Origin of the sequence: Streptomyces viridochromogenes, from assembly GCF_001270495.1 — a bacterium.
Taxonomy (GTDB): Bacteria; Actinomycetota; Actinomycetes; order Streptomycetales; family Streptomycetaceae; genus Streptomyces; species Streptomyces viridochromogenes_A.
In genome coordinates, this window is sequence record NZ_LGUR01000199.1 from 11,773 (window position 1) to 26,493 (window position 14,721).

Sequence of the window (14,721 nt, forward strand, 5' to 3'; positions counted from 1 at the left end):
GGATTGCCTGCGGCGCGGGAGCCGCGTCGCAAGGAGCGACGCCATGCGAAAACCCGCCGCCTCGCCCACCCGGAAGGGCGGGGAGACGACGGGCTTCAGGCGCAGAAGTCCTACGACCGTCGAGAGATCAACGGGCGTAGTACTCGACGACGAGCTGCTCGTCGCAGATCACCGGGATCTCCTTGCGGTTCGGCTCACGGTCCAGGCGGAACGCCAGGGCCTTGAGGTTCACCTGGAGGTAGCGCGGGGTCTCGCCCTCGGGGGCGAAGCCACCCTCACGGGCGATGGAGAAGAGGGTCTTCTCGCGGCTGCGCTCGCGGACCATCACGACGTCGTCGGGACGGACGCGGAACGACGGCTTGTCGACCTTGCCGCCGTTGACCTCGATGTGGCCGTGAACGACCATCTGACGGGCCTGGTAGATGGTGCGGGCGATGCCCGAACGCAGGACCAGGGCGTCGAGACGACGCTCGAGCTCGATGATCAGAGCCTCACCGGTCTTGCCCTGAACCTTGGAGGCACGCTCGTAGGCGCGGACGAGCTGGCGCTCGGACACGTCGTACTGCGCACGCAGACGCTGCTTCTCCAGCAGACGGACCTTGTAGTCCGAGTTCTGCTTGCGGCCACGGCCGTGCTCACCCGGCGGGTAGGGACGGGCCTCGAAGTACTTGACGGCCTTCGGGGTCAGCGCGATACCGAGGGCACGCGACTTCTTGACCTTGGGGCGGGACTGGTTCGCCACTTGATCTTCCTTGTCTGTTTTCTTCGGCTTGTCAGTGTTGTGGGAGGTCGCATCCGCAGCCGGGGAAACCCTCCTCGTCCGGACGGACGGGGTGGGCAGCCGCTCCCCTGGTCTGGGCACATACGTGCAGCACGCGAGTGGCCCACCGACCGTTCTCGTCGTGCGACGAGTGGTGGTGGGCTGCCCGCGACACCGTTCGACGGTGCGCGACGCTCCTGGAGCCGGTCCGCGAGGACCGGGTCTCCGGCTGACCGTCCCGTTCTGACTGCACGGGACACAGCACTTCGAAGAATTCTACAGGGTGCTCAGGACCGCTTCCGACCGAGGTGCTTCCTGGTCCACTCGACGGCGTCCGCGTACCGCGCCTCGGCACCGTGCCGGGTCGGGGTGTAGTACTGGCGGTCCTTGAGGGCGTCCGGCGCGTACTGCTGCTCGGCGATGCCCTCTGCCAGGTCGTGCGGATACACGTACCCCTGCGCGTGCCCGAGCTTGGCGGCGCCCTTGTAGTGCCCGTCGCGCAGGTGCGGCGGCACGGGGCCGGCCTGTCCCTTGCGTACGTCCTCCAGGGCGGCGCCGATCGCGGTGGTCGCGGCGTTGGACTTGGGGGCGAGGGCGAGGGCGATGGTGGCGTGGCTGAGGGTGAGGGCGGCCTCGGGGAAGCCGATCATGGCTACGGCCTGGGCGGCGGCGACCGCGATCGGCAGGGCGTTCGGGTCGGCGAGGCCGATGTCCTCGCTGGCCGAGATCATCAGTCGGCGGGCGATGAAGCGGGGGTCCTCGCCGGCCTCGATCATCCGGGCCAGGTAGTGCAGGGCGGCGTCGACGTCGGAGCCGCGGATGGACTTGATGAGGGCGCTGGCGACGTCGTAGTGCTGGTCGCCGTCGCGGTCGTACTTCACCGCCGCCCGGTCGACGGTCTGCTCCAGCGTCCGGAGGCTGATCTCGGCCTCGCCCTGGTCCAGGGCGGCCCCGGCCGCGGCCTCCAGGGCGGTCAGGGCGCGGCGGGCGTCGCCGCCGGCGATCCGCAGCAGGTGCGCCTCGGTGTCCTCGGGCAGGCCGACGGCGTCCTTCAGGCCGCGCTCGTCGCTCAGCGCCCGCCTCAGCAGGCCCCTGACGTCGTCGTCGGTGAGGGGTTCGAGGGTGAGGAGGAGGGAGCGGGACAGCAGCGGGGAGATGATCGAGAAGTACGGGTTCTCGGTGGTCGCCGCGATCAGGGTCACCCAGCGGTTCTCGACGGCTGGGAGGAGGGAGTCCTGCTGGGCCTTGCTGAAGCGGTGGATCTCGTCGAGGAAGAGGACGGTCTCCTTGCCGAAGCCGCCGGTGGCGCGGCGGGCGCCGTCGATGACCGCGCGGACCTCCTTCACCCCGGCGGTGATGGCGGACAGCTCGACGAAGCGCTTGTTGGTGGCCTTGGAGACGACGTACGCCAGGGTGGTCTTGCCGGTGCCCGGCGGGCCCCAGAGGATGACCGAGGATGGTCCGGCGGGGCCGCCGCCGGACTCGCCGACGAGCCTGCGCAGCGGCGAGCCCGGCTTCAGCAGGTGCTGCTGGCCCACGACCTCGTCGAGGGTGCGCGGACGCATGCGCACCGCCAGGGGGCTCCCCGCGGGGTCCTTCTCCTGGCGTTCTTCTGCTGCGGCGGTGAACAGGTCGGGCTCCACGTCTGAAACCCTAAATCACCGCACTGACATCGGGCTCGGAGCGGGTCAGGCGGCCCAGAGCTGGCTGCCCCAGCGGGTCAGGATCAGCATGGCGATGACGCCGCAGTGCGTCACCGGGAGCACCCAGGTGAACTCGGCGAGGAAGTTCTTCAGCGGGCGTGGGGCGGGCAGGAAGCCGTTGCGGATGTTGAAGGAGGTCACGTACCAGAACATGGTGAGCGTGGCCACCCAGGCCAGCGAGCACCACAGGCAGAGCGCGCCGATGTTGTAGAGCGACTGGTACATCAGCCAGGTGCAGAAGGCGACACCGAAGAGGGTGCCGCAGTTGAAGGTCAGCCAGTACCAGCGGGGGAAGCGGGCGCGGGCGAGCAGGCTCATGCCGACGCAGATGACGATGCCGTAACAGACCAGGCCGAGCATGGGGTTGGGGAACCCGAAGACGGACGCCTGCTTGCTCTGCATGACGCTGCCGCAGGAGACGATCGGGTTGAGGCTGCAACCGGGTGTGAAGGTCGTCCCCGCGATCTTGGCCTCGAGAATCTTGAACTTGTCGATCGTGATGACCCACGCGGCGAGCAGCCCGGCCGCGCCGGTGATCACCAGCAGCAGGGCGAACGCACGGCTGCCGCCCAGCAATTGCGGCGGTGCTTCGGCGCGCTCCGGCTCGGGCTCGGTGGAGACGTCTTTGACTGTCGTCTTGCTCATCACGCGATTCCGTCACTTGAGAGTTGGAATATCTCCGGACACGCCACATTCTGCCGTACACGCACGCGTGCCCGCAGTTCACCGGACATAAGCAAATGCGCGCGACGGCGTAAAGGCATTCGGTTCAGGACACCCACGGGACAGCGGAGGGCGGGGACCAACCGGGTCCCCGCCCTCCGGAATTCACCGCTCCGGAAATTCAGCCCAGTCGGGCTTCCAGCTCCGCCACGATCTCGTTGACCCCGACGGCCGCCTGCTCACCGGACTCCATGTCCTTGAGCTGGACGACGCCCTCGGCGAGGTCGCGTTCGCCGGCCACGATCGTGTAGCGGGCGCCGCTGCGGTTGGCGTTCTTCATGGCGCCCTTGAGGCCCTTGGCGCCGTAGGAGAAGTCCGCCGCGATGCCGTTCTTGCGCAGCTCGGTGACCTTGGCGAACAGAACCCGGCGGGCCTCCTCGCCGAGCGGGACGGCGAACACGCTGGTGGACGCGGGGAGTTCGAGCTCCACGCCCTCCGCCTCCAGGGCGAGCACCGTGCGGTCGACGCCGAGCGCCCAGCCGACGGACGGCAGCGCGGGGCCGCCGATCATCTCGGACAGGCCGTCGTAACGGCCGCCGCCGCCCACCGCGGACTGGGAGCCCAGACCGTCGTGGACGAACTCGAAGGTCGTACGCGTGTAGTAGTCCAGGCCCCGCACCAGCTTCGGGTCGTCCTCGAAGGAGACGCCGGCCGCCGTGATCAGCTCGCGGACCTCCTCGTGGTACGCCTTGCAGGCGTCGCAGAGGTAGTCGCGCAGGAGCGGGGCGTCCCCCAGCTGCTTCTGGACCGACTCGCGCTTGTCGTCGAGGACGCGCAGCGGGTTGATCTCCGCGCGGCGAAGGGTGTCCTCGTCCAGGTCCAGGCCGCGCAGGAAGTCCTGGAGCGCGGCTCGGTACACCGGGCGGCACTCCTTGTCGCCCAGACTGTTCAGCAGGATCCGGAAGTTGCTGAGGCCGAGCGAGCGGTACGCCTGGTCGGCCAGGATGATCAACTCGGCGTCCAGCGCCGGGTCCTCGGCACCGATCGCCTCGGCGCCGACCTGGGAGAAGTGCCGGTAACGGCCCTTCTGGGGGCGCTCGTAGCGGTAGTACGAGCCCGAGTACCAGAGCTTGACCGGGAGGTTGCCCGCCTTGTGCAGGTTGGCCTCCAGCGCCGCGCGCAGGACGGAGGCCGTGCCCTCGGGGCGCAGGGCCAGCTGGTCGCCGCCCTTGGTCTCGAAGGCGTACATCTCCTTGGTCACGATGTCGGTGGACTCGCCGACACCGCGTGCGAACAGTTCGACGCTCTCGAAGCCGGGCGTCTCGATGTAGCCGTAGCCGGAGTTGCGCAGGGGAGCCGCGATCGCCTCACGGACGGCCAGGAACTTGGCGGAGTCCGGCGGGATCAGGTCGTACGTGCCCTTGGGGGCCTTGAAGGTGCTCACGGAAGGTCTCGTCACATTCCTCGTCGGGGAGCGTCGACATTCGCACTGTGATCCTGGCGGCCGACGGCCGCTTGCCGCAGATACGGGTTGGTGGCGCGCTCCTGGCCGATGGTCGTCTGGGGGCCGTGGCCGGACAGCACCACGGTCGAGTCGTCGAGCGGCAGGCACACGCGGGCCAGCGAGTCGAGGATCTCGGCCATGTCACCGCCGGGCAGGTCGGTGCGTCCGACGGAGCCGGCGAACAGCAGGTCGCCCGAGAAGAGGATCGGCGGGATGTCCGCCGCCTCGGGCAGGCCGAAGGTCACCGACCCCTTGGTATGGCCGGGCGCGTGCGCGACGGAGAGTTCCATCCCCGCCAGCTCCAGCTTCGCGCCATCGGTCAGCTCCTTGACGTCGTCCGGCTCCCCGATGGTCAGCTCGCCCATCAGCTGCATGCCGATGGAGCGGCCGAGCGCCTTCTCGGGGTCGCTCATCATGTACCGGTCCTCGGGGTGGATCCAGGCCGGTACGTCGTGCGCCCCGCACACCGGGACGACCGAGGCCACGTGATCGAGGTGGCCGTGGGTGAGGACGACGGCGACGGGCTTGAGCCGATGCTTCTTCAGTGCTTCCTCGACTCCGGGGGCCGCTTCGTGGCCCGGGTCGATGATCACGCACTCCTCACCGGCGGCGGGGGCGACGAGATAACAGTTCGTCCCCCAGGCCCCGGCGGGGAACCCGGCAATGAGCACGATCGTCCTTCGTTTGTGTCGACACGAGTGGTTTGTCGGCGGGCTCCGCCTGTGGTCAGAGCCTACCGGCGCTGCCGATTCCTCAGCGAACCCATATACGGTACGGGGCACACGCAGGCAGTCGGCTCACCGCACGCACGCGTACCGGTCGACACACACGACGCATGAGGAGAGAACCCGGTGGTCAGCCAGGAACAGCGGCGGCGTCAGCTCGCCCGGGAGAAGTTCTTGCGGCAGCAGCAGCGGCGCACGTCCGCCCGGCGCAAGGCGCGCATGCGCAACTCGGTGGTCGCGTCGGTGCTCGGCGTCGTCGTCATCGGCAGCCTCGCGCTGTACACGACCGGAGTCCTCAAGGGGGACGACGACAGCAAGGAGAACGCGGGCGCGGAGGTCACGCCCAGCGCGTCGCCCAGCAAGGCTCCGGACCCGTGCGAGAAGCCCGCCGAGGGCAAGGTCAGGACGGCGACCTGGAAGAAGGAGCCGGCGCTGACGGTCGACAAGTCGGCGAAGTACACGATGAAGCTCGCGACCACGTGCGGTGACATAGACATCGCGCTGAAGGCGTCGGCCGCGCCGCACACCGTGAACTCGTTCGACTTCCTTGCCGGCAAGCGCTACTTCGACCACTCCAAGTGCCACCGGCTCACCACCAACGGCATCTACGTGCTCCAGTGCGGCGACCCGACGGGCACTGGAACGGGTGGTCCCGGGTACAACATCCCGGACGAGAACCTGAAGGACAAAAGCCTCAAGAACAACATCTATCCGGCGGGCACCATCGCGATGGCGAACACCGGGCAGAAGAACTCCGGCGGCAGCCAGTTCTTCCTCGTCTACCAGGACAGTCAGCTTCCGCCGAGCTACACACCGTTCGGTACCGTTTCCGAATCCGGCATGAAGGTACTCAAGAAGATTGCCGACGCCGGCGAGAGCACCGGCCAGGGCGACGGGGCGCCGAACGCGACGGTGGTCATCAACAAGGCGACGGTCACCAAATCCTGACCCCCAACTGCGAAATTTCGGTCGCGCGGGATGCGGACAGGCAACCCGCCGGTCGCCTATGTTGGCCGTGACGAAACTGTGGACGATGCCCGGGGGAACACAAGCCCCTCGCAGGCATCATGTGGAGGAGGCGCTGTGAGCAGCGACCCGTGGGGCCGCGTCGACGAGACGGGGACCGTGTACGTGCGTACGGCCGACGGCGAGCAGGTCGTCGGGTCTTGGCAGGCCGGCACCCCCGAAGAGGCGCTGGCCTATTTCGAGCGCAAGTACGAGGGCCTGGTTGTCGAGATCGGCCTCCTCGAGAAGCGAGTGAAGACCACCGACCTGTCGGCGAAGGACGCCCACGCCGCGATCGACCACATTCGCGAGCAGGTCGACGCCCATCACGCGGTCGGCGATCTGGACGCCCTGAAGACCCGGCTGGACAAGCTGGTCGAGACGGTCGACAAGCGGCGCGAGGAGCGCAAGCAGCAGCGGGCGAAGCAGTCGGACGAGGCGCGCCACGCCAAGGAGGCGCTGGTCACCGAGGCCGAGGAGCTGGCGCAGTCCGACCAGTGGCGGGCCGCGGGTGAGCGGCTGCGGGCCCTGGTGGACACGTGGAAGGGCCTGCCGCGGCTCGACCGCAAGTCGGACGACGAGCTGTGGCACCGCTTCTCACACGCCCGGTCGGCGTTCTCCAAGCGCCGCAAGGCGCACTTCGCTCAGCTGGACGCCCAGCGCGAGGAGGCCCGCAAGACCAAGGAGCGCCTGGTCGCCGAGGCCGAGTCGCTGTCCGGGTCGACCGACTGGGGGACGACGGCGGCGCGCTACCGCGACCTGATGTCGGAGTGGAAGGCCGCCGGCCGCGCCCAGCGCGAGCACGAGGACGACCTGTGGAACCGCTTCCGCGGCGCCCAGGACGTCTTCTTCGCGGCCCGCAGCTCGGTCTTCGCCGAGCGCGACGCCGAGCAGGCCGAGAACCTGAAGCTGAAGGAGGAGCTGGCCGAGGAGGCCGAGAAGCTCCTGCCGATCGGCGACCTGAAGGGCGCACGCGCCGCCTTCCGCTCGATCAACGAGCGCTGGGAGGCCATCGGGCACGTGCCGCGCGACGCCCGGCCGAAGGTCGAGGGCCGGATGCACGCCGTCGAGCGGGCCCTGCAGGACGCCGAGGAGACCGAGTGGCGCCGGACCAACCCGGAGGCACGCGCGCGTGCCGAAGGGCTGACCGGCCAGCTCCAGGCCGCCGTGGACAAGCTGCGCGGCCAGATCGAGCAGGCGCGCGGCCAGGGCAACAACGCCAGGGCCGACAAGCTGGAGCGTGAGCTGGAAGGGCGTCAGGCGCTTCTGGACCAGGCTCTGAAGGGCCTGGAGGAGTTCGGCGGCTGACGGACCGCGGTCACGCGAGAGGGGCTCCCGTACGTGATGTACGGGAGCCCCTCTCTCGTATGCCTTACGCCCGGCTGCGCGCCGATGTCACGCGGTACACGTCGTAGACGCCCTCCACTCCCCTGACCGCCTTCAGGACGTGCCCGAGGTGCTTCGGGTCGCCCATCTCGAAGGTGAAGCGGGAGGTGGCGACGCGGTCGCGGGAGGTCTGGACGGCCGCGGAGAGGATGTTGACATGCTGGTCGGACAGAACGCGCGTGACGTCGGAGAGGAGCCGGGAGCGGTCCAGGGCCTCGACCTGGATGGCGACCAGGAAGACCGAGGACTGGGTGGGCGCCCACTCGACCTCTAGGATGCGCTCGGGCTCGCGGGACAGTGACTCCACGTTCACGCAGTCGCTGCGGTGAACCGATACTCCGCTACCGCGCGTGACGAAGCCGATGATCGGGTCGCCCGGTACGGGCGTACAGCAGCGGGCCAGCTTGACCCATACGTCCTCGACGCCCTTGACGATCACGCCCGGATCGGCGCTGGAGCGGCGCTTGCGGCTGCGGCCGCGGGCCGGCGGGACCGACTCGTCGATCTCCTCCGTGGCGGCTTCCTCGCCGCCGAGCGCCTGGACGAGCTTCTGCACGATGTTCTGCGCGGAGACATGCCCCTCGCCGATCGCCGCGTACAGCGCGGAGATGTCGGCGTAGCGCATCTCGTGGGCGAGCGTGACGAGCGAGTCGCCGGTGAGGATGCGCTGGATCGGCAGGTTCTGCTTGCGCATCGCGCGGACGATGGCGTCCTTGCCCTGCTCGATGGCCTCGTCGCGGCGCTCCTTGGAGAACCAGGCGCGGATCTTGTTGCGGGCGCGCGGCGACTTCACGAAGCCGAGCCAGTCGCGGGAGGGGCCCGCGCCGGGTGCCTTGGAGGTGAAGACCTCCACCAAGTCGCCGTTGTCCAGGGTGGATTCGAGCGGTACGAGGCGGCCGTTGACCCGTGCCCCTATGGTGCGGTGGCCGACCTCGGTGTGGACGGCGTAGGCGAAGTCGACCGGCGTGGCCCCGGCCGGGAGCGCTATGACGTCGCCCTTCGGGGTGAAGACGAAGACCTCGTTGCGGGACAGGTCGAAGCGCAGGGACTCCAGGAACTCGCCCGGGTCCTCGGTCTCCTTCTGCCAGTCAAGCAACTGGCGCAGCCACGCCATGTCGTTGAGGTGGTCGTCCTTGCCCTTGCCGGACGACTTGGGCGCGTCGGTGCGGACCTTGGAGGCACCGGCGACGGCCTCCTGCTTGTACTTCCAGTGCGCGGCGATGCCGTACTCGGCACGGCGGTGCATGTCGAACGTGCGGATCTGGAGCTCGACGGGCTTGCCGTTGGGGCCGATGACCGTCGTGTGCAGCGACTGGTACATGTTGAACTTGGGCATCGCGATGTAGTCCTTGAACCGGCCGGGGACCGGGTTCCATCGCGCGTGCACGGTGCCGAGGGCGGCGTAGCAGTCGCGGACCGTGTCGACAAGGACACGAATCCCCACCAGGTCGTAGATCTCCGCGAAGTCGCGACCGCGGACGATCATCTTCTGGTAGACGCTGTAGTAGTGCTTCGGGCGGCCGGTGACGGTCGCCTTGATGCGGGCGGCCCGCAGGTCCTGCTGGACCTCGTCGGTCACTATGGCCAGATACTCGTCACGCTTCGGTGCCCGCTCGGCCACCAGCCGTACGATCTCGTCGTACATCTTGGGGTAGAGGATCGCGAAGGCGAGGTCCTCCAGTTCCCACTTGATGGTGTTCATGCCGAGGCGGTGGGCGAGCGGCGCGTAGATCTCCAGCGTCTCGCGCGCCTTCTTCTCCTGCTTCTCGCGCTTGAGGTAGCGCATGGTGCGCATGTTGTGCAGGCGGTCGGCGAGCTTGATGACCAGGACGCGGGGGTCCTTGGCCATGGCGACGACCATCTTGCGCACGGTCTCGGCCTGCGCGGCCTCGCCGAACTTGACCTTGTCGAGCTTGGTGACGCCGTCGACGAGGAGGGCCACGGAGTCGCCGAAGTCGCGGCGGAGCTGGTCGAGGCCGTACTCGGTGTCCTCGACGGTGTCGTGCAGCAGGCCCGCCATCAGGGTGGCCGGATCCATACCCAGCTCGGCGAGGATGGTGGTGACGGCGAGGGGGTGCGTGATGTACGGGTCGCCGCTCTTGCGCTTCTGGCCGCGGTGCCAGCGCTCGGCGACCTGGTAGGCCTTCTCGATCGTGCGGAGCGTGGCCGTCTCGATCTTGGGGTCGTTGCTGCGGACTATCCGCAGCAGTGGCTCCAGCACCGGGTTGTACGGGTTGGAGCGCTGGACGCCGAGGCGGGCGAGGCGGGCGCGGACGCGGTTGGAGGAGCCGGATCGGGCGGGCTGGCCGGTGTTCGGGCGGGCCGCGGGCGTGTTGACGGGCCGCTCCGGCGGGACAGGCTTGGGTCGCGCCTGCTCGGCCGGCTTGTCGACGGGCGCGGACTGGGCGTGCTCGACCGTCCCGCGCGAGTCGTTCTTGGCGTGCGGCGCGTTCGGCGCGGGCTTCGCCGCGGGCGCCGAGGCGGACTCGGGCTTGGCGGCGGTCAGGTGCTGGGCCTCGTCTGGCAAGAGGGCTCCTCGTGCGCGATCCGGGTCCCCCGGTCAGGCTCCGGAGAACCCATGGTAGCGATCCTGCGCCGCAGGATCGCCTTCAGGCCGATGTGAGGGCCGTCTACCTGAGAAACACGAGAGGCTGCCGCCTGCATTCCTGGAGGCGGCTCGGGGTGTTCTGGAGGCGTCTCGAAAGTGCTCGGAGGGTGACCCCCGGGTTGACGGAGGTATGTGGGACGGGACCTGAGAACCCCGCGCGGCCGCGGCGCCGTCGTGGCCGGTCCCGCAGTTTCCCCGCGCCCCTTTGGAACGCGGCTGTCCACCCCGCGTCACATGCGAAACGGCCGTCCCGGAAGTGCCGGGACGGCCGTTCGCCGTGATGTGGGGCCGCGCCGCCGTGCGGGTCAGACCACCAGCAGTGCCTCCAGCGGCGCTCCCGTGAGAGCCGGCTCCAGGCGTGCGCGGCCGCCCAGGAAGCCCAGTTCCATCAGGACGGCCAGGCCGGCCACCTCGGCGCCGGCCCGGCGGATCAGCTCGATCGAGGCCTCGGCGGTGCCGCCCGTGGCCAGGACGTCGTCGATGACCAGGACGCGGTCGCCCGCGGCGAGGTCCTCGGCATGGACCTCGATCTCCGCGGAGCCGTACTCCAGGTCGTACGCCTGGCTGAGGGTCGCCCCGGGGAGCTTGCCCGCCTTGCGTACGGGGATGAAGCCGACGCCCGCGCGGACGGCGACCGGGGCGCCCAGGATGAAGCCGCGGGCCTCCAGGCCGACTATCTTCGTGGCGCCGGTGTTCCCGGCGATCTCGGCCAGGGCGTCGGTGAGCGCGGTGAACGCCGCCGGGTCCGCCAGGAGCGGGGTGATGTCCTTGAACATCACACCCGGCTCCGGGTAGTCCGCCACATCGCGGATACGGCTGAGCAGGAGCTCCTTGATGTCGGTCATCGGCGCTTCCCCGAGGGTCGGCCACGGCCCCGGCTGCGGGACGCGGGCTGGCTGCGGGATCCTACGACCGCGGCGGCCGCGTCCTCCGGCTCGTGGTCGAAGGGCTCGTCGGTGGCCGGGGCGTCCGGGGTCTCGCCCTGTGCCGCGGCCTGCGCCCGCTTGGCGAGCACACGCTTCTTCAGGGCCTTCATCTGCGGCTCGCGCTCCTTGAGGTCGGCGACGAGCGGCGTGGCGATGAAGATCGAGGAGTACGCACCGGCGGCGAGACCGACGAACAGCGACAGCGAGATGTCGTTGAGCATGCCGGCGCCGAGGAAACCGCCACCGATGAACAGCAGACCGCCCACCGGCAGCAGCGCGACCACCGTGGTGTTGACCGAGCGGACCAGGGTGCTGTTGATGGAGCGGTTGGCGATGTCGCTGTAGGTCCAGCGGGTCTGCTTGGTGATGTCCTTCGTCTGCTCCTTGAGGCTGTCGAAGACGACGACCGTGTCGTAGAGCGAATAACCGAGGATGGTCAGCAGACCGATCACCGTGCCCGGCGTGACCTCGAAGCCGACGAGGGCGTAGATGCCGACCGTGATGGTGATGTCGTGGATCAGAGCGACGAACGCGGCGACCGCCATGCGCCACTCGAACGCGATCGCCAGATAGATCACCACCAGGACCAGGAAGATCCCCAGACCCTGCCATGCCTTGTTGGCGATCTGTTCACCCCAGCTGGGGCCGACGAGCTCGCCGGTGACGTCCTTCTCCGCGACGCCCAGGTCCTTGGCCAGTTGCGCCGAGACCTTGTCGGCCTGGGCGGTGTCGATACCGGCGACCTGGATGCGCAGCGTGGCCTTGTCGCCGCTGCCGAGCTGCTGGACGATCGCGTCGTGGCCGGACGCCTTTTCCGCGTACTCCTGCGCCTGGGAGACCGAGACGCTGGTCTTCGGGGTGTTGAAGACCGCACCGCCCTGGAACTCGATGCCCATGTTCAGGCCGCGCACCGCCAGGCCGACGATGGCCGTGATGGTGATCAGGATCGACAGGCCGTACCAGATCTTGCGGTTGCCGACGAAGTCGTAGCCGACCTCGCCACGGTGCAGTCGGGCGCCGAGGTTGCCGAGCTTCGACATCTCACGCCTCCTTCGTCTCGACGGGGGCGGAGGGACGGCGGGTACGGCGCAGTGGCGGCTGGGCACCCAGGCGCTTGGGATCCAGGCCGGACCAGCTGTGACCGCTGCCGAAGAACTTGCTGCGGGCCATGATCGTCAGTAGTGGCTTGGTGAACAGGAACACGACGACCACGTCGAGCAGGGTGGTCAGGCCGAGCGTGAACGCGAAGCCCTGCACCTTGCCGACGGTGACGATGAAGAGCACCGCGGCGGCGAGGAACGACACGAAGTCCGAGACCAGGATGGTGCGCCGGGCACGCGGCCAGGCCCGCTCGACGGCGGGGCGCAGCGTGCGGCCCTCGCGGATCTCGTCGCGGACGCGTTCGAAGTACACGATGAACGAGTCCGCCGTGATGCCGATGGCGACGATGGCACCGCAGACGGCCGGCAGGTTCAGCGCGAAGCCGATGGCCGGACCGAGCAGCGACATGATCGTGTAGGTCAGGGCGGCGGAGACCAGCAGCGACAGGATGGCGATGATCGACAGGCCGCGGTAGTAGACCAGCAGGTAGATCACGACCAGGGCGAGACCGATGGCACCGGCGATCAGACCGGCTTGCAGCTGCTCGGTGCCGAGCGCCGGGGTCACCGTGGTGACGCTGTCCTCCTTGAAGGTCAGCGGCAGGGCGCCGTAGGACAGCATGTTGGCGAGGCTCTCGGCCGACTGCTGGGTGAAGTTGCCGGAGATCTCGGCGTTGCCGCCCGTCAGGGCCTGGCTGACGGAGGGGTCGGAGACGACCTCACCGTCCAGGACGATGGCGAACTGGTTCTGCGGCGGCTGGTTCTTGGCGAGCTTGCCGGTGATGTTGGCGAACTTCTTGCCGCCGGCGCCCGTGAAGTCCATGGTCACGGTCCAGCCAGCGGCGTTCTGCGCGTTCCAGACGGCCTGGGCCTTGTCGACGTCCGTGCCGTCGACCTCGGCGGGGCCGAGGATGTACTTCTGCCACTGGCCCTGCGAGTTCTGGCCGCAGGCGACAGTGGGCTCGGTCGGCTTGACGCCGTCGCCGGCCTTGGCGCGGACCGCCTGCTTGGTGCAGTCCAGCGCGGCGTACTGCGCTTCGAGGGCGCTGCTCGCCTGGTCGCCGGAGGGGCTGCCGCTCGCCGACGGAGAGGCGCTGGAGGAGGCGCTCGTGGACGGCGTGGGGTCGGCCTTCTTCAGGGCGTCGGTGACCGCGCGGCCCTGCGTGGTGGAGCTCGGCGACGGGCTGGTGGCGCCGGAGGGGGACGCGGAGGAGGTCGCCTTGTCGGTGGAGTCGCCCGACGCGCTGTCGGAGGCGCTCGGCGAGGGGGTGGCCGTCGCGGCGCCGCCGGAGATCTCGGTGGTGAGGACCGGGCGGAAGTAGAGCTTCGCGGTGGTGCCGACCTGGTCCCGGGCTTCCTTGGAGTTCGTGCCCTTGGGGATGTTGACGATGATGTTCGCATCGCCCTGGGTCTGTACCTCGGACTCCGAGACACCCAGACCATTGACACGGCGTTCCATGATCTCGACCGCGGTGTCCATGTTGGTCTTGTTGATCGCGGATTCCTGGCCGGGCTCGGACTCCGCGCGGAGCGTGATGCTCGTGCCGCCGGCCAGGTCGATGCCCAGTCGCGGCTTGGTGTGCCCCGAGGCGAACATCCCTCCGGTGAGCGCCGCGATGGCGATCAGGATGAGGGCCAGCGAGCGCCCTGGCTTGCTCTGGGCGCTCGCGCTCCGGCCCTTCTTAGGTGCTGCCACCTTCTCGTACTCCCTCTCGGGCCGCCTCGCTCCGGATCAAACGGGCGGGCGGCCATGACATGGTGTCGGGATCCCGTGCGAGCTCAGCATGCCCGAGGGCGCGCAGGCGTGGCCCGCGCGCCCCGGAGCATGGCTACTTCGCGTCGGTGTCGCCGTCGGTCTTCTTCGGCTCGTCGTCCGTCTTCGCCTCGGCGGACACGGCGTCGGAGGACTCCTCGGCCGCGTCCTCCTCGTCCTTCTTACCGAGGTCGACGGACTTCTCGTCGGAGTCGGCGGCAGCGGCGGGCTCGTCAGTCCCGGTGAGGGAGGAGGCGTCGTCCGGGACGACGTCGGACTTCAGATCGTGCTCGATGCCGTGCACGATGCGGTTGTACTCGTCGTCGGAGAGGACGGCACCGATCGCGTTCTTGGCGAAAAGGAGCTCCACGCCCGGGCCGGCGTCAACGAGGACGGTGTCGTCGCTGACCTCCTTGACCGTGGCGTACATGCCCCCGATGGTGCGGACACCGGATCCGGGCTGCATCTGGTTCCGCATGTCGGCGGCCTGCTGCTGCTTCTTCTTGGCCGACCGGGTCATCAGGAACATGGCCCCGATGAGCACGATGAACGGGAGGAGGGTCACGAGACTCACGGGTCGGAACTTCC

12 protein-coding genes are annotated in these 14,721 nt (G+C 69.0%); 2 read left to right on the forward strand and 10 right to left on the reverse strand.

Going from position 1 to position 14,721, the window contains the following annotated elements; translation table 11 throughout:
- Positions 1-127: 127 nt before the first annotated feature.
- The 5 genes from rpsD to ADK36_RS21995 all read right to left on the reverse strand — a co-directional run bounded on the left by rpsD (position 128) and on the right by ADK36_RS21995 (position 5,301).
- Positions 128-742 carry a 30S ribosomal protein S4 gene (gene rpsD / locus ADK36_RS21975; protein ID WP_030053239.1) on the reverse strand — a complete coding sequence of 205 codons (615 nt, stop codon included), beginning with the start codon at positions 740-742 and terminating at the stop codon, positions 128-130.
- Positions 743-1,047: 305 nt separating this feature from the next.
- On the reverse strand, positions 1,048-2,403 hold the full coding sequence (locus tag ADK36_RS21980; RefSeq protein ID WP_048581083.1) for a replication-associated recombination protein A: 1,356 nt from the start codon (positions 2,401-2,403) through the stop codon (positions 1,048-1,050).
- Between the two features lie 45 nt (positions 2,404-2,448).
- Entirely contained in the window at positions 2,449-3,108 is a 660-nt protein-coding gene (locus ADK36_RS21985; RefSeq protein WP_053198721.1) for a vitamin K epoxide reductase family protein, read from the reverse strand.
- A gap of 199 nt (positions 3,109-3,307) precedes the next feature.
- Positions 3,308-4,570, reverse strand: coding sequence for a histidine--tRNA ligase (gene hisS / locus ADK36_RS21990; protein WP_048581085.1), 1,263 nt, complete (start codon positions 4,568-4,570; stop codon positions 3,308-3,310).
- An 11-nt stretch (positions 4,571-4,581) separates the two neighbouring features.
- Entirely contained in the window at positions 4,582-5,301 is a 720-nt protein-coding gene (locus tag ADK36_RS21995; protein WP_030053234.1) for an MBL fold metallo-hydrolase, read from the reverse strand.
- Positions 5,302-5,481: 180 nt separating this feature from the next.
- On the opposite strand from ADK36_RS21995, the gene ADK36_RS22000 reads away from it, so the two are divergent.
- Positions 5,482-6,303, forward strand: coding sequence for a peptidylprolyl isomerase (locus ADK36_RS22000; RefSeq protein WP_048581086.1), 822 nt, complete (start codon positions 5,482-5,484; stop codon positions 6,301-6,303).
- Positions 6,304-6,438: 135 nt separating this feature from the next.
- Positions 6,439-7,668, forward strand: a complete 1,230-nt coding sequence (locus tag ADK36_RS22005; RefSeq protein ID WP_048581087.1) for a DUF349 domain-containing protein — start codon at positions 6,439-6,441, stop codon at positions 7,666-7,668.
- A gap of 64 nt (positions 7,669-7,732) precedes the next feature.
- Here the strand turns inward: ADK36_RS22005 and relA are convergent, their stop codons facing one another.
- The 5 genes from relA to yajC all read right to left on the reverse strand — a co-directional run bounded on the left by relA (position 7,733) and on the right by yajC (position 14,707).
- The gene (gene relA, locus ADK36_RS22010) at positions 7,733-10,273 is read right to left on the reverse strand and encodes a GTP pyrophosphokinase (RefSeq protein ID WP_048581088.1); all 2,541 of its coding nucleotides are present in this window, start codon (positions 10,271-10,273) and stop codon (positions 7,733-7,735) included.
- A 386-nt stretch (positions 10,274-10,659) separates the two neighbouring features.
- Positions 10,660-11,199: an adenine phosphoribosyltransferase gene (locus ADK36_RS22015; RefSeq protein WP_048581089.1), complete on the reverse strand. Its 540-nt coding sequence runs from the start codon at positions 11,197-11,199 to the stop codon at positions 10,660-10,662.
- The gene (secF, locus tag ADK36_RS22020) at positions 11,196-12,320 is read right to left on the reverse strand and encodes a protein translocase subunit SecF (RefSeq protein ID WP_048581090.1); all 1,125 of its coding nucleotides are present in this window, start codon (positions 12,318-12,320) and stop codon (positions 11,196-11,198) included. The genes ADK36_RS22015 and secF overlap by 4 nt, the downstream gene beginning before the upstream one ends.
- Before the next feature lies 1 nt (position 12,321).
- Positions 12,322-14,076 carry a protein translocase subunit SecD gene (gene secD, locus ADK36_RS22025; protein WP_048581091.1) on the reverse strand — a complete coding sequence of 585 codons (1,755 nt, stop codon included), beginning with the start codon at positions 14,074-14,076 and terminating at the stop codon, positions 12,322-12,324.
- A gap of 133 nt (positions 14,077-14,209) precedes the next feature.
- Positions 14,210-14,707: a preprotein translocase subunit YajC gene (gene yajC, locus ADK36_RS22030; protein WP_048581092.1), complete on the reverse strand. Its 498-nt coding sequence runs from the start codon at positions 14,705-14,707 to the stop codon at positions 14,210-14,212.
- Positions 14,708-14,721: the final 14 nt, after the last annotated feature.